The sequence below is a fragment of the Cruoricaptor ignavus genome (assembly GCF_900141665.1).
Taxonomy (GTDB): Bacteria; Bacteroidota; Bacteroidia; order Flavobacteriales; family Weeksellaceae; genus Cruoricaptor; species Cruoricaptor ignavus.
Window position 1 is genome coordinate 126619 of sequence record NZ_FQYI01000003.1, and the last position, 22281, is coordinate 148899.

At 44.8% G+C, this 22281-nt stretch carries 23 protein-coding genes and 3 tRNA genes; 22 read left to right on the plus strand and 4 right to left on the minus strand.

Annotated features, from left to right (window positions below; translation table 11 throughout):
• Window positions 1-54: 54 nt before the first annotated feature.
• On the minus strand, window positions 55-774 hold the full coding sequence (locus BUB43_RS04715; RefSeq protein WP_073178817.1) for a hypothetical protein: 720 nt from the start codon (window positions 772-774) through the stop codon (window positions 55-57).
• Between the two features lie 40 nt (window positions 775-814).
• Here BUB43_RS04715 and BUB43_RS04720 point away from each other — a divergent pair, with 40 nt between their 5' ends.
• Window positions 815-1252: an RNA-binding S4 domain-containing protein gene (locus BUB43_RS04720; RefSeq protein WP_073178819.1), complete on the plus strand. Its 438-nt coding sequence runs from the start codon at window positions 815-817 to the stop codon at window positions 1250-1252.
• Here the strand turns inward: BUB43_RS04720 and BUB43_RS04725 are convergent.
• Window positions 1227-1745 (minus strand): shikimate kinase, encoded by a 519-nt coding sequence (locus BUB43_RS04725; RefSeq protein ID WP_143154034.1) that lies wholly within the window; start codon window positions 1743-1745, stop codon window positions 1227-1229. The two genes, BUB43_RS04720 and BUB43_RS04725, sit on opposite strands and share 26 nt — an antisense overlap.
• 84 nt (window positions 1746-1829) lie before the next feature.
• Between BUB43_RS04725 and BUB43_RS04730 the strand changes: the two genes are divergently transcribed.
• The 3 genes from BUB43_RS04730 to BUB43_RS04740 all read left to right on the plus strand — a co-directional run bounded on the left by BUB43_RS04730 (window position 1830) and on the right by BUB43_RS04740 (window position 2163).
• Window positions 1830-1902: transfer RNA gene (locus BUB43_RS04730), tRNA-Lys, on the plus strand.
• A gap of 27 nt (window positions 1903-1929) precedes the next feature.
• A tRNA-Leu gene (locus BUB43_RS04735) sits at window positions 1930-2013 on the plus strand.
• Between the two features lie 77 nt (window positions 2014-2090).
• Window positions 2091-2163 (plus strand) — tRNA-Lys (locus tag BUB43_RS04740).
• 88 nt (window positions 2164-2251) lie between these two features.
• Here the strand turns inward: BUB43_RS04740 and panC are convergent.
• Window positions 2252-3100, minus strand: a complete 849-nt coding sequence (gene panC / locus BUB43_RS04745; RefSeq protein WP_073178823.1) for a pantoate--beta-alanine ligase — start codon at window positions 3098-3100, stop codon at window positions 2252-2254.
• 119 nt (window positions 3101-3219) lie between these two features.
• On the opposite strand from panC, the gene BUB43_RS04750 reads away from it, so the two are divergent.
• The 8 genes from BUB43_RS04750 to BUB43_RS04785 all read left to right on the plus strand — a co-directional run bounded on the left by BUB43_RS04750 (window position 3220) and on the right by BUB43_RS04785 (window position 13181).
• The gene (locus BUB43_RS04750; protein WP_073178825.1) at window positions 3220-3984 is read left to right on the plus strand and encodes a glycogen/starch synthase; all 765 of its coding nucleotides are present in this window, start codon (window positions 3220-3222) and stop codon (window positions 3982-3984) included.
• A 12-nt stretch (window positions 3985-3996) separates the two neighbouring features.
• Window positions 3997-5493 carry a DUF4270 domain-containing protein gene (locus tag BUB43_RS04755; protein ID WP_073178827.1) on the plus strand — a complete coding sequence of 499 codons (1497 nt, stop codon included), beginning with the start codon at window positions 3997-3999 and terminating at the stop codon, window positions 5491-5493.
• A gap of 11 nt (window positions 5494-5504) precedes the next feature.
• On the plus strand, window positions 5505-7358 hold the full coding sequence (glmS, locus tag BUB43_RS04760) for a glutamine--fructose-6-phosphate transaminase (isomerizing) (protein WP_073178829.1): 1854 nt from the start codon (window positions 5505-5507) through the stop codon (window positions 7356-7358).
• Between the two features lie 80 nt (window positions 7359-7438).
• Window positions 7439-8854: a T9SS ring complex lipoprotein PorK/GldK gene (gene porK / locus BUB43_RS04765; protein WP_073178831.1), complete on the plus strand. Its 1416-nt coding sequence runs from the start codon at window positions 7439-7441 to the stop codon at window positions 8852-8854.
• Window positions 8855-8877: 23 nt separating this feature from the next.
• Window positions 8878-9555, plus strand: a complete 678-nt coding sequence (gene porL, locus BUB43_RS04770) for a type IX secretion system motor protein PorL/GldL (protein ID WP_073178833.1) — start codon at window positions 8878-8880, stop codon at window positions 9553-9555.
• 36 nt (window positions 9556-9591) lie between these two features.
• The gene (gene porM, locus BUB43_RS04775) at window positions 9592-11151 is read left to right on the plus strand and encodes a type IX secretion system motor protein PorM/GldM (protein WP_073178835.1); all 1560 of its coding nucleotides are present in this window, start codon (window positions 9592-9594) and stop codon (window positions 11149-11151) included.
• A 15-nt stretch (window positions 11152-11166) separates the two neighbouring features.
• Complete coding sequence (porN, locus tag BUB43_RS04780; RefSeq protein ID WP_073178836.1) at window positions 11167-12099, plus strand: type IX secretion system ring subunit PorN/GldN; 933 nt, start codon at window positions 11167-11169, stop codon at window positions 12097-12099.
• Window positions 12100-12149: 50 nt separating this feature from the next.
• A complete protein-coding gene (locus BUB43_RS04785) occupies window positions 12150-13181 on the plus strand; it encodes an NAD(P)/FAD-dependent oxidoreductase (RefSeq protein WP_073178838.1) in 1032 nt (343 codons plus the stop codon).
• A 64-nt stretch (window positions 13182-13245) separates the two neighbouring features.
• Here BUB43_RS04785 and porX read toward each other — a convergent pair whose 3' ends face one another.
• Window positions 13246-14790 carry a T9SS response regulator signal transducer PorX gene (gene porX / locus BUB43_RS04790; RefSeq protein WP_073178840.1) on the minus strand — a complete coding sequence of 515 codons (1545 nt, stop codon included), beginning with the start codon at window positions 14788-14790 and terminating at the stop codon, window positions 13246-13248.
• Window positions 14791-14977: 187 nt separating this feature from the next.
• Here porX and BUB43_RS04795 point away from each other — a divergent pair, with 187 nt between their 5' ends.
• From BUB43_RS04795 to BUB43_RS04840, 10 genes are read left to right on the plus strand one after another with little or no spacing between them, the layout of a single operon-like run.
• Window positions 14978-16186 carry an HD domain-containing protein gene (locus BUB43_RS04795; RefSeq protein WP_073178841.1) on the plus strand — a complete coding sequence of 403 codons (1209 nt, stop codon included), beginning with the start codon at window positions 14978-14980 and terminating at the stop codon, window positions 16184-16186.
• 56 nt (window positions 16187-16242) lie between these two features.
• The gene (gene lpxD, locus BUB43_RS04800; protein ID WP_073178842.1) at window positions 16243-17271 is read left to right on the plus strand and encodes a UDP-3-O-(3-hydroxymyristoyl)glucosamine N-acyltransferase; all 1029 of its coding nucleotides are present in this window, start codon (window positions 16243-16245) and stop codon (window positions 17269-17271) included.
• Entirely contained in the window at window positions 17264-18664 is a 1401-nt protein-coding gene (locus tag BUB43_RS04805) for a bifunctional UDP-3-O-[3-hydroxymyristoyl] N-acetylglucosamine deacetylase/3-hydroxyacyl-ACP dehydratase (protein ID WP_073178969.1), read from the plus strand. The genes lpxD and BUB43_RS04805 overlap by 8 nt, the downstream gene beginning before the upstream one ends.
• The gene (gene lpxA, locus BUB43_RS04810; RefSeq protein WP_073178844.1) at window positions 18664-19452 is read left to right on the plus strand and encodes an acyl-ACP--UDP-N-acetylglucosamine O-acyltransferase; all 789 of its coding nucleotides are present in this window, start codon (window positions 18664-18666) and stop codon (window positions 19450-19452) included. The genes BUB43_RS04805 and lpxA overlap by 1 nt, the downstream gene beginning before the upstream one ends.
• A gap of 44 nt (window positions 19453-19496) precedes the next feature.
• A complete protein-coding gene (locus BUB43_RS04815; RefSeq protein WP_143154036.1) occupies window positions 19497-19703 on the plus strand; it encodes a hypothetical protein in 207 nt (68 codons plus the stop codon).
• Window positions 19703-20035: a type II toxin-antitoxin system PemK/MazF family toxin gene (locus tag BUB43_RS04820; RefSeq protein WP_073178847.1), complete on the plus strand. Its 333-nt coding sequence runs from the start codon at window positions 19703-19705 to the stop codon at window positions 20033-20035. The genes BUB43_RS04815 and BUB43_RS04820 overlap by 1 nt, the downstream gene beginning before the upstream one ends.
• Before the next feature lie 55 nt (window positions 20036-20090).
• The gene (gene efp / locus BUB43_RS04825; RefSeq protein ID WP_073178849.1) at window positions 20091-20657 is read left to right on the plus strand and encodes an elongation factor P; all 567 of its coding nucleotides are present in this window, start codon (window positions 20091-20093) and stop codon (window positions 20655-20657) included.
• Window positions 20658-20695: 38 nt separating this feature from the next.
• Window positions 20696-21595, plus strand: coding sequence for a UDP-3-O-(3-hydroxymyristoyl)glucosamine N-acyltransferase (locus tag BUB43_RS04830; RefSeq protein ID WP_073178851.1), 900 nt, complete (start codon window positions 20696-20698; stop codon window positions 21593-21595).
• A 56-nt stretch (window positions 21596-21651) separates the two neighbouring features.
• Window positions 21652-21939 (plus strand): nucleotidyltransferase family protein, encoded by a 288-nt coding sequence (locus BUB43_RS04835; RefSeq protein WP_073178852.1) that lies wholly within the window; start codon window positions 21652-21654, stop codon window positions 21937-21939.
• The gene (locus BUB43_RS04840) at window positions 21929-22276 is read left to right on the plus strand and encodes a HepT-like ribonuclease domain-containing protein (RefSeq protein WP_073178854.1); all 348 of its coding nucleotides are present in this window, start codon (window positions 21929-21931) and stop codon (window positions 22274-22276) included. The genes BUB43_RS04835 and BUB43_RS04840 overlap by 11 nt, the downstream gene beginning before the upstream one ends.
• The last annotated feature ends 5 nt before the right edge of the window (window positions 22277-22281 follow it).

The following is a 22281-nucleotide window of genomic DNA, read 5'->3' on the forward strand; positions in this document are numbered from 1 at the left end:
AAAATCCGTGCCCTGTTTCAAACGGCACGGATTAATAATTCAAATCGAAAAAAATTACTTTCTTTCCGAAGTTTTATAAACCTGAAAATTAAAAACAAAGTTGCGGTTGCGCCAGCTGGTGCTGCCGTAGGGATAGTGCGCGTCCCGAGCAAATGCCGCGCGCGAAGGCACGATAATCACGCCCTGGAGGTTGTAATTCTGGCTGTCCGGGATTTCGCAGCTTTTGAAGTGTTTTAATCCTTCGCGGAAACCTTCTATTTCATAAAAATCTCTTGCCTTGCCGGATTCTGATAGAGTTTTAGCGCTGGCAAAATAGAAAGACGGGTCGTTCTGCGGTGCGCCGGAGCCATCAATCGTATTTCCGAAAACAAGCTCGGAAATGTAGTTCGCCTTGCCATCTTCCAGGTTGGAAAGGAAGGTGCCGGTATGGTGCATAATCCTTATGATATCGGTATCGCCTATGCTTCGGCCATTCTCCGGTTGCGCGCCTTCTCGCAGTATTACGACTACCCCCGAGCTCAGCTTTAAAGGATTCATTGAAGAGAGCCTCGGGTGGTTTTCAGGAGTTTCTGTGGCGGTAAATGCCATTATTTTCCCCTGGCTGTTCAGGTAATGCTCATCCAGATACTTGGCGATGGCAGCATCATCATTCGTGTTTTGCGTGGAAATATTTTCGGGTTCTACATAGGCGGGCTGGCCGTCATTATCATCATCTTTCTTGCAAGCACCGAGGCTGATGCCAGCCACCATTGCGAAAATGAGCACTTTTTTCATCAGAATCTTTTAAATTTGATTGACAAAAGTAACAAATTTTATGAGAGTGGATAAGTTTCTGTGGTCGGTAAGGTTTTACAAAACCAGAAGCATCGCCGCGGAGGAAATTAAGAAAAACCGTGTATCGGTGGGCGATTCTGCCGTCAAATCTTCCAGGGAAATAAAGCCCGGGGATGTCATCAAAATCAAAAAAAATCAGATTGAGTATGCCATAGAGGTAATACAGCTGCCGCAAAGCAGGGTGGGGGCGAAGCTTGTGCCGCTGTATGTGCGCGACAGAACGGAGAAGGCACAGTACGAAATTCTGGAGCGGCGCAGGCTGGAGCAGAGCTACTACCGCTCGAAAGGTGAGGGCAGGCCCACGAAGAAGGACCGCCGGGAAATTGCGGAATTCATTGATAATGACGAAGATACATCAAAAACTTCCTCGGAAGATGATTGGGATGCGTTTTTCAGAATGCAGGAAGAAGACGAATGATTTCATCGGAAACTTCCTGCGCAGTTTTTCCATCAACCGAGATAACTGCCTGACACTGAGTGTAATAAGGATTTCTTTCGAAGAGGTGTTTCGCGATGAATTCCGGTAAATCTTCATCCGAGATTTTTGCGATTAGCGGCCTTTCGGATTTCTCAGATTGAAGTCTTTCGGATAAAGTTTTCACGCTGGCCTGCAGGAACACGCTGAAGGATTTTTGGTTGAGTAGGTGTATGTTGTCAAAATACGCCGGGGTACCGCCCCCAAGGCTCAGTACGCTGTTTTCGGGGGCGTTCAGGATGTTTTCCAAAATTTTCCGCTCAGCTTTTCGGAAGAAAATTTCACCTTGCTTTTCAAAAATTTCCGAAATCTCAAGTTGGTTTTCGGCTATAATTTGTTGGTCTAAATCTACAACCTTAAAATTTAGTTTTTTGGCTAAATCGTTAGCAATCAAAGATTTGCCGCTTCCCATATATCCTGCGAGAGAAATAATCATCTTTGGATTTTGCACAAATTTCGAAAAAAATTTTGAGAGCTGTAAAAAAAGCGTATCTTTGCACCGCTTTTTTAGAAAAAGGGAGACTCGGTAGCTCAGCTGGTAGAGCAATACACTTTTAATGTATGGGTCCTGGGTTCGAATCCCAGCCGAGTCACGGGTCGCCGTGCGACGCGGCAGTGCAGCCTGTGTGGTGAAATTGGTAGACACGCCATCTTGAGGGGGTGGTATTCGTAAGGATGTGCTGGTTCGAGTCCAGTCGCAGGCACAATCCATAATTGATGGATGATTAATGATCCTTGATGACAATCAATTATCGCATATCATCTGTCAATTGTAAATTTAGACTCGGTAGCTCAGCTGGTAGAGCAATACACTTTTAATGTATGGGTCCTGGGTTCGAATCCCAGCCGAGTCACGAATTTGCTGCAAAGTAGATTTTTTTCATATTAATATTTTGTGATTTGGTGTTCGGAGGCCTTCCCTTATTGGGAGGGCTTCTGTTCTTATTCCAGGTGCATATTGTCTATCAGCCGCACGCCTTCCGCCCATACTGCGATGAAGGCGCGGTAGCTTTTCCCCGCGTAGAAAAAATCTGTTTCCTTCAGGGTTTCTTCGTCGGCAATGATGAAATATTCGAGATCGAAAGCTTCTTCTTTCTCAAAAATTTCCTGAACTCTTTTCTTGATCTCCGGGATGGAAATGATGCGGAACCAGTCCTTTACTTTCACCAATGTTTCGTAGATCAGCGCAGCTTTTTCCTTCATTTCTGGGCTTAGGCGCATATTCCGGGAGCTCATCGCCAGCCCGCTTTCTTCTCGTTTTATTTCTACGCTGCGGATTTTTACGGGAATTTTTTCATCGGAAACCATTTTACTTATGATCGCGAGCTGCTGGAAATCTTTCTCGCCAAAATAAGCATTATCAGGCTGCACCTGTTGGAAAAGCTCCTTCACCACGGTGCCTACTCCATCGAAGTGTCCCGGTCTGGAGGCGCCCTCCATCTCGTTTTCCAGCCCGCCGAAATCAAATTTCTCGCTTATTGCGCCGTTCGGATAAATGTCTTCCACGGAAGGCAGATACACTGCGTCCACAAGGCCACTGTCTCTAAGTTTTTCGATATCCTGCTCCACCGTTCTGGGGTATTTTTCCAGGTCTTTGGGATCGTTGAACTGGGTAGGATTTACGAATATGGAGGAAATTACCACATCGTTTTCCGGCCTTGCAGCGGCGTAAAGCGAAAGGTGCCCGGCGTGTAGTGCGCCCATCGTAGGTGCAAAGCCGATAGTCTTGCCGTCAGTTTTTATCTCTGAAATATATTCCCCAAGGGCGGAGCGGCTTTCTAAGACTTTCATATGAAAATATTTTTTTGACAAAGATAATAAGCAGATGCCCAAGTGGGGAATAAATTTCCATTACTTCATTTTTTCGTAATTTTGCCGCCAGAGCTTTCAGAAAGACAGCCTGATTGATTATGCCAGGACAGAAAATTTTATTTGTCACTACAGAAATGTCCCCCTACCAGGAGGATAGTACCATAGCGGAAAGCGTGAACAGGATGGCGCTGAAGATGCACCGGGAGGGCAACGATGTGCGCGTACTGATGCCAAGATTCGGTCCCGTGAGTGAGCGTCGGTTTCAGCTGCACGAGGTGATCCGCCTTTCCGGGATGAACATCATTATTAACGACCTCGATCAGCCCCTGATCATAAAAGTGGCATCGCTGCCCGGAGAGCGGCTGCAGGTTTACTTTATTGATAATGAGGAGTATTTCAAGAGAAAGGCATACTATCTCGATGCAGAGGGGGCGCCTTTTGAAGACAACCTCGAGCGTGCGGTATTCTTCGCCCGGGGAGTGATAGAGACTGTGAAAAAGCTGAACTGGGTGCCAGATGTAATCCACCTGAACGGCTGGATGTCGGCAGTGGTTTTGGTTTATCTTAAAACTTTTTACAAGAAAGATTTTTATTTCAACAATACAAAGCTCGTCCTTTCACTTTACAACGAGCCTGATTTCGACTTTGCCGGTAGTGCCTCGGATGTGTTGAAATTTGATAAGATCCCTGCGGAGCTCTCCCTTGCTTCCGTGCGGGGTACGCTGAAGGCTGCGGCCGGTTTTGCAGATGTGCTGCTGCAGGGCGATGAGTTCCTGGAAGGGGAAATTCAGGATGCGTATGAGGCTTCTTCCGCTCAGAAGGGCGGCCACCTGGATGCCGATGCTGTATCATCAGTTTATTAAGCAACTCTGATTATGACGAATTTTAAATTAATTTTAAAGACTTCCATTGCCATAATTGGGAGCTTTCTGTTGTTTAGCTGCGAGCCCGAGCTGGATTCTCTTGGGTCTCAGCTTGTAAAAGACAATGTAATCCCGGGGAATGTGGTGTCCTATGATGTAGTGGCTTACAATGTGAACAACGGTGACATTATCCGCACCGACGGGAGCAAACTTACCGCGGCCACTATTGGCGCGTTTCACGAGTCCCAATTCGGATTGCAGAAGTCATCTTTCATTACGCAGATCCGGCCCTCCGCTTATGCCCCGGATTTTGGAAAAAACCCGGTGGTAGATTCCGTAGTGCTTGTGCTGAAACCTTATTTTGCATCCGACAGCCTCACCACATCCACCGACGAAAACTTCCAGTGGAACGGCACCGCGGCGAAGAAAACGGTCAGCAGGTATCCTATCACTAAGTATGGGAAAGCCAAAAAGAATATGACGCTCCAGGTACACGAGGTAAAGGATTTCCTTGGCTCGGCGAGTGACACAATTTACAGTAACAGACAGGTAAACACAGGCGTAATGCTTGGCACAAAAAACCTTGACGGGAGTGTATCTGCAGTAAAAATTGTAAAAAAGGATGATAATTCAGAGCTACTCAGCCGGGATGCGGGAATTAGAATACCTCTGGACAAAAACTTTTTCCAGGATAGAATTATCAGCAAGGCAAAAAGCCCTGAGATGGCGGATGCCTCGAATTTTGTGAGATATTTCGGAGGCCTCAGGATTTCAGTCGCTGAGGACGATGGATACATTTTTACAATGGCTCCCGGCGGAATGGAGCTTATAATCTACTACCACCACGACGCTGATGCGAATGGCAGCAGCACTGCGCAGCAAGGTACTTTCTCCTTCATTTTTGGAGGAGCGAATGCAAGGTTTAACCAGGTATGGTACGATAGGAAAGGAAGTGCACTTGCCAATTGGGCATCCGATGAAAATATGGGGGATAAAAAACTTTACGCCCAGGGTATGGGAGGCCCAGGCTTCGGTATAAGGATTCCTCAATCCGTCGTTGCCCAGATAAAGCAGCTCGGCGCGTCCCAGGATCTGGCAGTGCTTTCAGCAAAACTCAGACTGTATTCCGATGTTTCCACCTGGAATAATACTTTTGCCAAGCCTGTAAGCTTCGTGATTTCTCCAAAGGGCAAAACTTCCTTTATCTCCGATATGACTGCCTTTGCGGCAAACCCTGTTTTTTCTTTAATAACTACCTCATCCCTGAAAGAAAATCCGGCATATTATGACATCTCCATCACTCAGACTTTAAAGGACATTATTGAGAAGGATGCGGAAAATACGGACCTGATTCTGAATGTCGGATATTACGAGGTAAATGCCTCTAATATAAAACTCGGAGCGGAGCACACCTCCACTGCCTACACGCCGAACAGGATTGTGCTTGTGGGAAGCGACGCCGGGAATGACAAGCGCGCACGATTACAAATAATTTACACTAAGCGATAAAATGATATAATATGTGTGGAATAGTAGGTTACACCGGACACAGGGATGCTTATAATATCGTAATAAACGGCCTGCGCCGCCTAGAATACAGGGGATACGACAGCGCCGGGATTGTTCTGGATGCTGAGAATCAGGAATTTAAAGTTGCAAAAACCAAGGGCAAGGTTGATGATCTGGTTGCCATCTCATCCAGCCTGGAAAATACAGCCAATCACGGGATGGGGCATACGCGCTGGGCTACTCACGGAGCGCCAAGTGACAGAAACTCTCACCCGCATCTGTCTAACAATGGGAAGATAGCCCTGGTGCACAACGGCATCATTGAAAATTATGACGCGATAAAAACTCTCCTCTCCGGCAAAGGTTTTAGCTTTAAATCTGATACCGATACGGAAGTGCTGGTAAATCTCATCCAGTATTTTATGGATGTAAATGGGGATGTAGGCTTCCCAGAAGCGGTACGCATGGCTCTAAACGAAGTTTACGGCGCCTACGCAATCACCGTAATGCACGATGACTACCCCGGGCTGCTGGTAGTAGCGAGGCTGGGCTCCCCGCTGGCAATCGGGCTGGGGGATAGGGAATACTTCATAGCCTCCGATGCATCCCCGTTCGTAGAATTTACAAAAGAGGCCATCTACCTTGAGGAAGGGCATATGGCTACAATTTCTACGGAAAACGGTGTGGAGATAAGAAGCATTGAGGCTAATGAAATTATTAATCCGCTGGTGCAGGAGCTAAAACTGAACCTTGAACAAATAGAAAAGGGTGGCTACGAACATTTTATGCTGAAAGAGATCTTCGAACAGCCGAAATCCGTGCTGGATACAATGCGCGGCCGCCTTCTAATGAGTGAAGGAGACATCCGGATGGCCGGCGTGTGGGACCATATCGATAAATTTAGAAATGCCGACCGCATTATTATCATCGCCTGCGGCACCTCCTGGCACGCGGGACTCATTGGCGAGTACCTCATTGAAGAATTTGCCAGAATACCGGTGGAAGTAGAGTATGCCTCAGAATTCCGCTACAGAAACCCGATCATTCATGAGAACGATGTAGTGATAGCCATATCCCAGTCCGGCGAAACAGCAGATACTATGGCAGCCCTGAAACTTGCGAAGGAGAAGGGCGCCTTCATCTACGGCATCTGTAATGTGGTAGATTCTTCAATTGCAAGAATCACCGATGCCGGCTCCTACACGCACGCAGGACCGGAAATTGGTGTGGCGTCCACAAAAGCATTTACTGCCCAACTTACAATTCTTTCCCTGATAGCATTAAAACTTGGTAAAGAAAAAGGTAAAATAAGCCAGGCAGAATTCATATCACTCATTTCTGATCTCAACGCCCTGCCATCGAAGATTGAGGAAGTGCTGAACGGTACGAATGAGCTGGTAAAAGAAATTTCCAAAAATTTCGTGGATGCGCAAAACTTCCTGTATCTCGGGAGGGGCTACAACTTCCCTACGGCGCTCGAGGGCGCGCTAAAGCTTAAGGAGATATCTTACATCCACGCGGAAGGCTACGCAGCAGCAGAGATGAAGCACGGGCCAATTGCGCTGATTGATGAAAATATGCCGGTAGTCATCATCGCGCCAAAGCGAGGCCACTACGATAAGCTCGTGAGCAATGTTCAGGAGATAAAGGCAAGAAAAGGCAAAGTGATTGCAATAGTGAATCCCGGGGACGAGCAAGTGGCCGGCATTGCAGATTATGTGATAGAAATACCGGATGTTCACGAGGCATTTTCGCCTATTATCGCTTCCGTTCCGCTGCAGCTGCTCTCCTACTATATCGCGGTTTTCCGTGGTGCAAATGTGGACCAGCCGAGGAATTTGGCAAAATCTGTAACGGTGGAATAAAATATTTGCTCAATTAAAATAATTAATGCAGATTTGCGTTCGAAATAAATGGACGCTTTGCTTAAGCAAAAAGCAATCAAATGAAACTCAATAAGGCAATAATTTATGCGCTGGCAGCAGTAGCTCTTTCCTCCTGCGGGGGCAAAGGGAGGTCTGCCGGTAAACCTGGAACGAAAGGGGAGCTTATTCCGAAAGAAAAATCAAAAAGCTTCGTGGCGGAAAGGCCATATGGAATGGTAGCCATTCCTGGAGGCTCGTTCGTAATGGGGCTTGCGGACCAGGATATGACGAACCAACCTGAAAAGGCGCCCCTGAAAACAGTAACTGTTTCATCTTTTTTCATGGATGAAACGGAAACTACGAACGCAGAGTATAGAGTTTTTGTACAATATGTAAAAGATTCTATTGCAAGAGCTCTGCTCGCTGAAGCAGCGGGAGACGGCGGATCTTCCGGGAATGGCGGCAGCATTTCGGACTATGCCTACCTGGCAAAAAAGGACGGCTCCAAAAATGCGTATCAGGAATTTCTTGAGTCTCAGGGCGGGCGTGATGGCTATGATGAATCAAAACGGCTGGATTGGTCGGTACCATTGCATTGGAGAACTTCCGATTATCCGGATGTTCAATATGCTGAAATTATGGAATCTCTGTATCTGCCGCAAAGCGAACGAATTAACAATGAAAGACTTATAGATACCCGCAAGCTGAAATATGCTTATAACTGGGAGGATGTGACCACTGCCGTGAAGGATGGCAGGAGAAGTTCTACCTATTTGAAGCATGAAAGTATCGCAGTTTATCCTGATACCACCGTGTGGGTGAAGGATTTCAATTATTCCTATAATGAGCCGCTTTTTGACCAGTACTTCTGGCACAACGCCTACAAGGATTACCCCGTTGTCGGCGTCACCTGGGATCAGGCGCGGGCGTATTGTAACTTCAGAACCAAACTTAAAACCGATTACAATAAAAGCCTGAAACGCTCAAAACAGAAATCTATGACCTTCCGCCTCCCTACAGAAGCTGAATGGGAATACGCAGCGAAGGGCGGTCTCGAAAATGCGACCTATCCTTGGGGTGGCCCGTATATGACGGACAGCAGAGGCTATTATCTCGCTAACTTTAAGCCGAAGCGTGGTAATTATATCGAGGATGAAAAGAAGGGCAACTATCTCTATACTGCTCCGGTAAAAAAGTTTAAGCGTAATGGCTACGGCCTATATGACATGGCAGGAAATGTAGCCGAGTGGACGGAGTCCCCGTACAGCAACTCCACTTATATGTTCTCTTCTACCATGAACCCGCAGCTCTCAAACCAAGCTTACAGAGAGACGAAGAAAACAGTAAGAGGCGGTTCCTGGAAAGATGTGGGCTACCTACTAATGACTGGCTACAGAGACTGGGAACATAAGGATTCTGCACGAAGCTACATCGGATTCCGCACCGTACAGGATATCGCTGAGGGATCCGCCAAGTTTAAAAGAAAAACAAATTAAAAATAAAACACAAAAAAATTATTATGAGAAAAGAAGCAATCTTTAACTTCATCTACTCCATCGGTGCGGCTATTGTAATCATCGGTGCACTTTTCAAATTGACACACTGGAGCCTTGGGCCTCTTAGCGGCAATGTAATGCTTGCAATCGGTTTGATTACTGAAGCCTTAATCTTCATTGTTTTTGCTTTCGACCCTCCAAAATCCGAGATCAATTATGCTTGGGAAAATGTATATCCGGAACTTATGGATCCGAATGCACAGCCAAAAGCGCGCCCAGCAATCACCCAGCAGTTCGCTGAAACTAAAGAAATTGAGAGCTCACTTTCTGATAAACTTGATAAAATGCTCGCAGAAGCAAAAATTGATTCAGGCTTGTTTGACCGCTTAAGAGAAGGTATGGACAGATTCTCAACAACCGTAGAGCAGATGAATAAGGCTACAGATGTTTCCGCAGCTACATCAAAATATAACGATCAGCTAAACCTCGCCGCTCAGCAGCTTGAAAATATGAATGCGCTATATGCCACACAGCTAGAACACGGAAGAGCGCAGACGGAATATAGCAGGAAATATGTTGCCGATCTAGAACAGTCAGCCCAGCAATCTCAGAAATTCAACGAGGAACTTGGCGGACTTACACAAAATCTAAGCAATCTCAACCGAGTGTATGGCGGAATGCTGAATGCTATGAAGTTTTAATCCCGGGCGTTTAAACTTTTTTTTAAATTTATTTAAATGGCACAGGGAAAACAGACACCAAGGCAGAAGATGATAAACTTGATGTATCTGGTTTTCATCGCAATGCTTGCAATGCAGATTGATCAGGAAATTATAAGGTCTTACAGGGATACTAACCAGTCCCTTACCGATACCAGGGCTCTCACTCAGAAAAATAATACCATTTTTGAGCAGACACTTCGGGTAAAGGCACGGGATAATCAGGAATATACCGCTGCTGTTCAGCAGTATGATGGTCTGAAAGCTAAAGCTGACGCGCTAGTTGCGGAAATAGAAGGGATAAAAGCTCAGCTGAGTAAGGATGCGCAGTATAATCCTAGCCTTGATATTAGCGAGAGCTTTACCGCGCTGAACAATACAGATCCTTCCACTCAATTCTTCTTTGAAAGGGGAGATGAAGGTAAGCCTAGCAAGCAGGCAGCTTCTATGAAAGCTAAGATTGATGATTTCAGAAATTATGTGATAAGTAATTTCAGTAATAACGGCCAGATGCAGGGGGTAGTTGAGCGAGCAAAAAGTAGCGCGATGCAGACAGAATTTCAGCAACCTATTAATAACAAAAACTGGCTTCAGTACAAATTTTATAATCAGCCGTTGATCGCCGCACTTTCCAACCTGGAAGTAATAGAATCAGCTGCAAGAGGCATCCAGACGGATGCATTGATGGTGATGCTACAGGAGAAGGTTGATGCAAATATCCAATTCGATGCGTTTCGGGCAATTGTATCCGCGCCTACCACAGTTATCCAAGGTGAGAATGCAGTTGCTGAAGTAGCGATTGGTAATTATTCCAGCAATGTGCCTGGACTATCTATGCCAGGGCTTACAGTGACCAATGGCGTCGGTAAAAGGCAGCTGAACACCTCATCCGTAGGGCAGCAGTCATTCAGTGGTACAATCAACTTTACGGATGCTAAAGGTAAAACATTAAGCTTGCCGTACAACCATACCTATAATGTAATTGCTGGCGCAAAAGAAGTGGCGCTGCAAAGCGGTGCATTGGTATCTGCGGATAAGATGAATGTGCTTTATCGCGGACTTCCGAATCCAGTTTCAGGATCCATCCTCGGCGCAGATAATTCTCAGACTTCTCTTTCGGCGTCTGGCGCATCTGTGAGCGGAGGAAGAGGCAAGTGGACGGTAACGCCAACTGGCGGAAACCAGGTTACATTAACTATCTCCGGCAAGGATCCGAAAGGCAAAACAATCTCACAATCATTCCCGTTCCGCGTGAAAAATGTGCCGCCACCAGTCGGCGAGATCCGCGGACAGAGCGTGGTAAGTATGCCTGCAAGCTCAATCCCAAATCAGACTGTTTCCGTGAATATGCCTGATTTTGATTTCCCAGTTAGTTTTTCTGTAAACAGTTTTATGTTTAAGGTTCCTGGAAAGCCTGCGATGCAGGTAAGCGGCAACTCTCTCAGAAGTGTTGAGGGACTGGTGAGAAATCTTCGTTCCGGCGATATCGCTTATGTTTTTAAAATTAATGCAACCGCTACTGGGCTTGGAAACCAGCAATTAAAAGAAATTCCGCCAGTAGTAATTAATGTCCAGTAACATCTGGCAACAATTATGAAGAAAGTATTTTTAACATTATCATTTCTGTCTTCTCTGTATTCGTTTGCACAAAATATTCTCAATGCAAAATCCCCGGCTGAATTCCGTGAAATGAGAGAACAGAATATGGCGATGAAGGGTGACTCTGCGGTATCGGTAAAGAATCAGCCGCTCAGCTATGGCTTTATAGAAGATAAAGATGTCCTGAAAAGTATGGTTGTTTGGGAAATTATCGATATGAATGACCGTATAAATCAGCCGCTGTACCATAATTCTGACGGAATTGTAGGAGGTAGTAAGTCTCTTTATCAGCTCTTGCTTGATGGAATAAACAATGGTGAGATTAAAGAAGTCTATGATGATGAAATGTTCACTACGAAGCTTACACCAGACCAGATCTCTGCACGCACACATAGTGAGCGTATTTCAGACTGGCTCGTAGACAAAATAAATTCGGGAGAAAAAATTTCTGATGAAGACAGGCAGGCAGGTACCGATCGATATGAGACTAAGACAGAAAATGTAAAGCTCATCAAAATTAAAGGGATGTGGTACATTGACCGCAGAGATTCTCAGATGAAATACAGGCTGCTCGGCATTGCAGCTATGGGTCAAGACCCTGCTACGATGGGACAATTTGGGCCGGACGGCCAGCCAATTGCCGACAGAGACGAACTCATTGATTTGTTCTGGGTGTGGTACCCTGATGCACGGGAAATCTTGGCCAATAATGTAGTTTTCAATGGTGATAATATTTCTTCTGATATTACTTATGACGATATCCTGAACGCCCGCCGGTTTTCATCCATTATCTACAAATCCTCCAACGGGCCAGGTGACGGCGTCATTGCGAATTATATACCTCGTAATGCAGATGAACAACTTGAAGAACACGACCGGATAAAGAATAAAATTCTGGAAATGGAGAACGAAATGTGGAATTATTAATCTTAAATTCTTGCAAAAATAAACCTGAGTAACCGCTCAGGTTTTTTCTTATGACTACGGATTACATTATTGTTGGCGGCGGTTTTGCGGGGCTTTTCTTGGCTCATCAGCTCATTAAAAACGGGAAAAATTTCCAGCTGTTTTCTGACGGCAAAATTGGTGCTTCGCAAGTTTCCGCTGGCATTGTAAATCCTGTGGTGCTGAAGAAATTCACGACCTTCTGGAAAGCGCAGGAACAGATTGTGCATTTGCAAAAAACGATGCTCGAAATTGCGGAATATACCGGTGAAAATTTTTTGGTGAATGAGCAGGTTTACAGGATTTTTCACGATGAGAAGGAAAAAGAAATCTGGCAGAAGAAAAGAGAGCAGCCGGATTTGCAGAATTTTCTTTCATCCGAATTTGTTGATTTTCAAATTGTTAGCAATCCATTTGCCACGGGAAAAGTTTTACAATCTGCAAGATTGAATGTGAAAGGTTTTTTTCAAGGAATGCAGGATTTTCTCAGGAAAAATAATTTTCTCATCGAAGAAACTTTTGATTATGAAAAACTTAATCCCGAAAATTCTACTTACGGAAATCTAAAATTTAGCAAAATTATTTTTGCGGAAGGCATTGCAGCAAGGCAAAATCGATTCTTTAAAAATTTGCCCATCGTCCCGAACAAAGGCCATCACTTGCTGGTGAAATTTCCTGAGCCGCTGAATTTATCGGCAACTTTGAAGAAGAAACATTTTCTTTTTTCGGTGGATGAAAATATATTCTATTACGGTGGAACTTATGACCGCGAAAATCTTGGTAATTCGATTGATGAAGCCGCAATTTCCCAATTGAAAAACGGGCTTTCGGAAATTTATGACGGTAGCTTTGAAATCATCGAAAAAAAATTTGGCTTCCGCCCAACTGTGAAAGACCGCAGGCCGATTTTGGGAAGGCATCCAGTTTACCGCAACCTATTCATTTTCAATGGGCTTGGTGCCAGAGGCATTCTGAACGCCAGCTATTTCTCGCAACATCTTTTTGATTTGGCGGAAAACGGAACTGCGCTTCCGCAAGAAATTGATTTGCGGCGGTTTACATAAAAAACCGGAAAAGATCCTGAGACTTTTTCCGGCTTCTACAAAAACAAATAAACTATGAAAAAAACTACTTAGGTTCCAGGATTGCAATCGGGATGATGCACTCTTCCAGCGAAATTCCGCCGTGCTGATAGGTATTCCGGTAATAATTCACGAAGTGGTTGTAATTTTTCGGGTAGGCAAGGAAGGTGTTGTTCTTCGCGAAAATGTACTTCGAGCTCAGGTTGCCTTTCGGCAGAAACAGCTTCTCAGGCTGAGTAACCGCCCAAACTTCCTTCTCATCATATGTCAAACTGCGGCCGGTTTTGTAGCGGATGTTCGTGGAAGTCTCACGATCGCCCACAACCTGACTTGGTTTTTTCACATAAATCATACCATGATCTGTGGTGATTACCAGCCTGAAACCGCCTTCAGCAGCCAGCCTCACAAGTTTTACTATGGATGAATTTTCAAACCAGTTGTAAGTGAGCGAGCGGAAAGTTTTATCGTCCCTAATCAATTGATCCACAATTACATTGTCCGTTTTTGCGTGCGAAAGTATGTCGATAAAGTTGTAAACTATCGTGAGCAAATCGTACTTTTTGTGCTGGTTGAAATCCTCAAAAACCTTGCGCTCAAAATCAGCATTTAGGATTTTGATGTACTTTCTCGTCTTCGCCGAAAGCCCTAGCCGCTTCATCTGGTCGTCCAGAAATTCCTTCTCGTACTCGTTTTTATTGCCGTCCTCATTATCGTTGAACCACTTGTCCGGAAAGCGTTTTTCAATTTCCGACGGCAACAGCCCGGCGAAGAAAGAATTCCGTGCATATTGCGTAGCCGTAGGAAGAATTGAGTAATAATAATCTTCCGAAATCTTGTTGTAATACCGCGTGAAAAGCGGCTCTATCATCTTCCATTGGTCGTAGCGCAAGTTGTCAATCACCAGCAGAAGCACCTTGTCGCGCTCAATTTCCGGCTTCACTTTTTCTTTGAAAAGCGTGTGGCTCATCAGAGGCTTGTCATCGGTATGAAGCCAGTTTTCGTAATTTTTTTCGATAAATTTTGCGAATTGTATATTGGCCTCTTCCTTTTGCGATTGCAGTAAAGCCGCGAATTCACTATCGAAAACATTATCGAAGCGGATTTCCCAGTTTAGGATTTTTTTATAATAATCCGCCCATTCCTGATAATCTCGCAAATATCCCAGTTCCATCGAAAGGTTGCGGAATTCCTGCCTATATTCTTCAATGGTTTTTTGCTCCACCAGCGTATCTTCCTGCAAATTTTTCTTCAAAGAAAGAAGAATTTGATTAGGATTTACCGGTTTCAAAATATAATCCGCAATTTGCGAGCCGATGGCCTGCTCCATAATGTGCTCTTCCTCATTCTTCGTCACCATCACGATTTTCACGGCAGCATCCTTCGCCTTTATCATCGGTATTGCCTCTATGCCGCCAATTCCCGGCATATTTTCATCCAGCAGGGCCAGCGAGAAATGCTGCTCATCCAGCAAATCCAGCGCATCATTCACATTGTTCACAGGCGTTACCTGGTAGCCCTTTCTTTCAAGGAACACAATGTGCGGCTTCAGCAGATCCACTTCATCATCTATCCATAAAATCTTTCCCGACATCTGTTTTTCAAAAAATTAAGCTCAAAATTACGCAGAAATCTTCCTAAGATTTTTGTAAATTTTTTGATGGATTAGTTAAAAATAGTTAAGGTTGATTTTCAAAAGGAGGAGCCAGGGCAAAAGTAAAATGGCAAAAGTGCTACCTTTGGAGGATTACAAGAATGAAAACTACTAAAATCTTTCCGCGTTGAACAAACTCAAAATCATCAACGACCCGGTGCATGGCTTCATCAGGATTCCGCACGAAATCCTGTTCGATGTTATCGAGCATCCGTACTTCCAAAGGCTGCGGAGAATCGGGCAAACCGGCCTGCTCAGCCTGATTTTTCCGGGAGCTACGCACACAAGGTTTCATCACGCCATCGGAGCGATGCACCTGATGCATCAATCTTTGGAGACGCTGAAAATCAAAGGGATAGAGATTTCGCGGGAAGAAGAAATCGCGGCACTTTTAGCGATTTTGTTGCACGATATTGGGCACGGTCCATTCTCTCACGCCTTGGAGAATGTGCTGATGAACAGCTGGCATCACGAGAAACTTTCGCTGATTTTAATGCAGGAAATCAACCGTGAATTCAGCGGTGAGCTGAGCCTTGCCATCGAAATGTTTCAGGGAAAATACCACCGCAATTTCTTCAATCAATTAGTGTCTTCCCAATTGGATGTGGACCGGCTGGATTACTTGAAGCGCGATAGTTTTTACACCGGCGTTGCGGAAGGAAATGTGAATACGCAGCGCATCATTTCGATGATGAATGTCTCTGAAAATGAATTAGTTGTGGATGCGAAAGGCATCTATTCCATCGAGAATTTTCTCACGGCAAGGATGTTTATGTACTGGCAGGTTTACTTCCACAAAACCGCGGCGCTTTCCGAAAGACTTTTGGTGAAAATTTTAGGCAGAGCAAAATTTTTGGCGAAAAGCGGCCAAGACGTTCCTGCGCCGGAAAATCTGCAATATTTTCTGCAAAAAATCGATGAGAATTTAACGAAGGAAGACATCGAAAAATTCACTTTGCTGGATGATAATGATGTAACAATGGCGATGAAACTTTGGCAAAATCATCCGGATGCTGTGCTGTCTTATTTCTGTAAAGCGGTGATACAGAGGAGGTTACCGAAAACTAAAATACAATCGAAACCTTTTCCACAGGAATTGATCTCGGAAAAAATAAAGGAAGCTGATGTGTTTTTCGGCGAAGGTTTGGGCAGGCATTTCGTAGAAGAAATTTCGCGCAGCCTTTTGCCATACAATAAGGAAGAAAAACCGATATGGCTTCTGCTGAAAAACGGCAGGAAAATCCGCCTGGAAGATTCTGAAAATCAGATACTTTCATCATCCATCACTACGGAAACCACGAAGCATATCCTGTATTTTCCGCGGGAAATTTCCTGACCGAAAATTTTGCGAAAACCGCACGGAATTAATGCAAATTTCTATCTTTGCAAGATATGGAATTTACGGCTGGGCAAATTGCGTCTTTTATCGGCGGCAAAGTTATTGGCGATGAGAACGCGCGGATTACCGGTGTTTACCCGATTGAGCAGGCAATGCCAAACGGCTTGTCATTCATTGCGCAGGAAAAATTTCTGCCACTTTTGAAGGACACGGAGTGTTCCGTAGTCATAGTTTCCGAGAAATTCATCGGCGAAGAAAAATTCCGTCCCACACTGATTTTGGTGGATGACGCTTACCTTGCCGTGCAGCAGCTGATGAAAATTTACGCGCAAAATAAGCCGCAGAAAACCGGCATAGAAGCCAATTCGTCCGTTGCTGAAACAGCACAGATTGGTGAAAATGTTTACATCGGAAGTTTTAGCTATGTTTCGGAAAAAGTTAAAATAGGAGATGATTCTCAAATTTATCCGCAGGTTTTTATTGGGAATAATGTGAAAATCGGAAGGAATTGCATTATTTACAGCGGGGTTTCCATTTGTGATTATTCTGTGATTGGTGATAATTGCATCATCCATTCCAACACGGTGATTGGTGCGGATGGTTTCGGTTTTCAGCCTACGGAAAAAGGCTTCGAGAAAATTCCGCAGCTTGGAAATGTGGTAATTGCCGATGATGTGGAAATCGGTGCCAACTGCACGATTGACCGCGGAACCATAGGCTCTACGATTATCGGCAAAGGTACGAAAATCGACAACCTGATACAGATTGCGCACAATGTACGCATCGGCGAAAATAATGTTATAGCAGCGCAGGCAGGAATTGCAGGCTCTGCCACGATTGGTGATTGGAACCAGATTGGCGGGCAAAGCGGAATCGTAGGCCATATTAAAATTGGAAACCAGGTGAAAATTCAGGCGCAAAGCGGCGTGAATAATAATGTGAACGACGGCGAAATCATTTACGGTTCGCCTGCGTTTTCTGCTGGAGATTTCCGCAGAAATTATGTGCATTTCAGAAATTTCACGGAAATCGTAAAAAGAATTGAAAATCTTGAAAAAAACGCAAAACACAGCGATGAGTGACAAGCAGAAAACCCTTGCCAAAGAAGCCGAGCTGAAAGGCGTAGGGCTGCATACGGGCAAAGAAGTGAGAATGACGCTGAAACCTGCAGCGGAAAATACGGGCTTAGTTTTCGTGCGCACCGATCTGGAAGGGCATCCAAGAGTGGAGGCCGATGTGAATTTCGTGACGACTACAGAGCGCGGAACCACGCTGGAAAAAAACGGCGTGCGCATACAAACCTGCGAACATCTGCTCGCCGCCTTGGTAGGCTGCGATGTGGATAATGCCATCATCGAAATGGACAGCGCAGAGCCGCCGATTCTGGACGGTTCGTCAAAATTTTTCGTGGAAGCCATTGAAAATGCTGGAGTTATAGAGCAGGATGCAGAGCGCGAATATTTTGTGGTGAAGGAAGTAATGCAGTACATCAATCCGGAATCTGGTTCTGAATTAACCATCATTCCTTCCGAAAAATACGAAGTAACAACGATGGTGGATTTCGGCACGAAAGTTCTGGGAACGCAGAATGCCACGCTGAAAGATATTTCGGAATTTAAAACGGAAATCGCTTCGGCAAGGACTTTCAGCTTCCTGCACGAAATAGAAATGCTACTGGATGCAGGCCTGATAAAAGGCGGCGACCTGACGAATGCCATCGTTTATGTGGATAAAGAGCTGACCGACGAAACGGCGCAGAAGTTGAAAAAAGCGTTTAACAAAGAAGATGTTTCCATCCATCCAAACGGTGTTTTGGATAATTTAACCTTGAAATATCCGAACGAAGCGGCACGGCACAAATTGCTGGATGTAGTGGGAGATTTGGCCTTAGCCGGCGTAAAACTGAAGGGCAGGGTGATTGCCAATAAGCCTGGCCACTTCGTAAATACGCAATTTGCGAAGCTTCTGAACCGGCAATGGAAGCAGGAAAAGAAAAAAAGCGTGCCGCAGTTTGACCTGAGTGCAGAGCCGCTTTACGACATCAAGGGTGTGATGAGAATGCTGCCGCACCGTCCGCCGTTTTTGCTCATAGATAAAATTCTGGAACTTACAGAAACAATGGCAGTGGGCGTAAAAAATGTAACGATGAATGAGCCATTCTTCGTAGGGCATTTTCCGGAAGAGCCTGTGATGCCGGGCGTTCTGCTCATCGAAGCAATGGCGCAAACTGGCGGTATCTTTGTGCTGGCCGGTGTTCCGGATCCGGAAAACTATTCCACCTACTTTATGAAGATGGATAATGTGAAGTTCAAGAAAAAAGTAGTGCCGGGCGATACCGTAGTTTTCCGCATCGAGCTGCTGGAGCCTATTCGCCGAGGAATAGTGCAGATGCACGGCGAAGGTTTCGTGGGCGAAAATCTGGTGGTGGAAGCAGACCTGATGGCACAGGTCATAAAAAATAAAAATATCGAGTGATGGTGCATCAGCTGGCTGCCGTGGACAAGCGTGCGAAAATCGGGAAAAATGTGGTGGTAGAACCTTTTACCACGATTGCTGCAGATGTGGAAATAGGCAGCGGAACCTGGATAGGGCCAAATGTGACGATAATGGACGGCGCGAGAATCGGGGAGAACTGCCGGATTTTTCCGGGAACGGTGATTGCCGCAATTCCGCAGGATTTGAAATTTGACGGCGAGGAATCTCAGGTAATCATCGGTAATAACACCACGATTCGTGAATGCGTAACCGTGAACCGCGGAACGAAGGCGCTGGGCTACACGAAAGTTGGCAACAACTGCCTGATTATGGCGACTTCGCACATTGCGCACGATTGTGTTTTGGGCGATAATGTAATCATCGTGAACGGCTGCGGAATTGCAGGCCATGTGGAAATTGGCGATTTCACAATTCTGGGCGGGCTTTCGGCGGTGCACCAGTTTGGGAAAATCGGGAAGCATGTGATGGTTTCTGGCGGAACCTTGGTGCGGAAGGACATTCCGCCGTATGTAAAGGTGGCGAGAGAACCGATGAGCTATGCAGGCATTAATTCCGTAGGGCTTCGCCGGAGAGGTTTTACTAATGAGAAAATTTTTGAAATCCAGAAAATTTACCGCTACATTTTCCAGATGAAAATGAATGTAACGCAGGCTATGTCCTTCATTGAAAAGGAAATGCTGCCCACCGCAGAGCGCGACGAAATTTTGGAATTCATCAAAAATTCACCAAGGGGAATTGTGAAGGGCTATGGCTCGGCGAAAGAGTGAGGCTAAAGAGCCAGTAAAAAGTAAAAAGGCAAAAGTAAAAAGTAATGACTGATATTTTTGTTTTGGAAGATTCTTCTGATGAGAAAGTTAAGCTTTTGCTTCGAAAAGCAAAAGAAGCGGGCCTTGCTTTGAAAATTCAGAAACGCATTCCTAAAGAAATCACGAGGGAACTTTCTGAAAAAGAAGAGAAAGAGGCATTTCTTTACACATCAAAAGTTAATCTTTCGAAAATAATTGACCGGTACATTTGATGAGATTTCACAAAGGTGATATAGTTGAGGTAAACTTTCTTTTTGCAGATGGACGGCTAAAAGTTCATCCTGCTTTGGTAGTTTCAAATGATGAGCTTCAGGAAGTTGAGGGTATTATTTATTTGGCTTTAATTTCATCAAAAGCAACATTTCATCAGTATGCATTTTCAATTGAAGATGGAATGGCAAATTTTAATTTTGCAAAACCAAGCTATGTTAAATGTCAAATAATTGTCGCAAATGTAGAGCGCGACATTTACCGCAAATTAGGGATTATGAAATTGGAGTTTGTAGAAAAGGTGATAGAAAAGATAAAACAATCAATATTTTAACCCGTTAAAAAGCAAACGGCAGCTGCCGAAAGCAATTAGCAAAAAAAAATTTTTTATGGCGACAAGTAACGATATTAAGAAGGGAATGTGCATCGAGTTCAACAATGATATTTATAAGGTCATTGAGTTTCTGCATGTGAAACCGGGTAAGGGGCCGGCTTTTGTGCGCACGAAACTGAAATCAGTAACGAACGGTAAAGTGCTGGACAATACCTTTTCCGCAGGGCATAAAATCGATGAGGTGAAGGTAATCACCCGGAAATTTCAGTACCTGTACGATGATGATAATGGTTTTCACTTTATGAACAACGACGATTTTTCGCAAATCTACCTGAACAAGGATATGATTGAAAATGCGCAGTTTATGAAGGCTGGGGAAGAGGTGACCATCATCCTGAAGGAAGCCGATGAAACGCCGCTTTCTGCGGAAATTCCACCGACGGTTTATCTGGAAGTGGTGGAAGCAGATCCCGGCGTAAAAGGCAACACGGCAACGAACGCGCTGAAAAACGCCATCGTTGAAACGGGTGCAAGAGTGATGGTGCCGCTGTTCATTGAGCCTGGCGATAAAATTAAAATCAACACGGAAGACGGCGCCTATCTGGAAAGGGTGAAGGAATAATTCATCATTTATCACTCATCAATTATCATTTATAAACGGTGCGTTTCACACATCCACAAACGCTGAAATCCATTGCGGAAATCATTGATTGTCAATTCGTTGGCGATGAAGATTTTCCAGTTTTGGGCACGAATGAAATCCATCTTGTTCAGCCGGGAGAAATCGTGTTTGTAAATCACCCGAAATATTACGACAAGGCGCTGAAATCTTTGGCCACGGTAATTCTCATCGACAAAGAAGTGGAGGTTCCGGAAGGAAAAGCGCTGCTGATTTCGGAAGATCCGTTCAGGGATTTTAACCGGATTAATACGCATTTTACCAAAATATCCAACTTTCGCGAAGAAAGGCACGCCTTGGAAATCGGGGAAAATAGCTTCATTCATCCGTCGGTTGTTTTGGGAAATGAGGTGAAAATCGGCAGCAATTGCCATATTTTCCCGAATGTAGTAATTGGCGACAGAACGGTCATTGGCGATGATGTGATCATCCAAAGCAATACGGTTTTGGGCGGAGATGCTTTTTATTACAGAAAAATCGACGGGAAGTTTGACCGGCTGATTTCCGTGGGAAATGTGGTGATTGAAAACAATGTAGAAATTGGCAACGGCTGCACGATAGACCGCGGCGTAACGGATTCTACGGTGATTGGCGAAGGCTCTGTGCTTGATAACCAGATACAGATTGGCCACGATACGAAAATCGGCAAACGGGCGCTGATAGCTTCTCAGACGGGAATCGCAGGCTGCTGCGTTGTGGAAGATGATGTTACGATTTGGGGTCAGGTAGGCATTGCATCGGGAAACCGTATTGCGAAGGGCTCTGTATTGATGGGGAAAACCGGCGTGAACAGGGACTTAGAAACGGGAACATACATCGGGATGTTTGCCGAGGATTATCGGGAATATCTCAAAAAAGAGGTGAAGCTGAGAAATTTATAGAGGAAAAAATTTTAGCAGAAAGATTAAATTGAGTAAATTTACCGAAAGTTTTAGGAATGCTGACTTCTCTGCAAATTAATACGATAATCAATACGCTGAAACCTTATGCACCGAAAAGCATCGGTGTGTTTGGTTCTGCAGCTCGTGGCGAGGATTTGGAGAGCAGTGATATTGACATCCTTTATAACTTTGAAAACGGAATCACGCTGTTTCAGCTTGCGAAAATGCAGTACGAGCTGGAAGAACGGCTGAACCGAAAGGTGGATTTGATTTCTGCAAGCTACATCAGTCCGTATTTGGAAGAGGGTATCAACAGGGATTTGAAGGTGATTTATGAAGCCTGAGGATGAAGCGAGGCTGCAGCATATTCTGGATTCAGCGGATAAGATTTTAGAAATTTATTCGGAAGTGGATTTCCGAAAATTTTCGGAAGATTGGCGAAGTCAGGATTTGATGATAAGGCATTTTGAAATTATTGGCGAAGCGGCGAAGCATTTGAGTGAAGAATTGAGGAATGAGTACGATGATGTGGAATGGCGTGCTGTGATGGGAATGCGGAACCTCCTGATCCATCAGTATTTCGATGTGGATGTTGCCACAGTCTGGAATACGGTGAGCTGGGATTTGAAGCCTTTTAAACAGAAGATTGAAGGAATTTTAGCTAAAGATAACAAAGCTTAAACGAA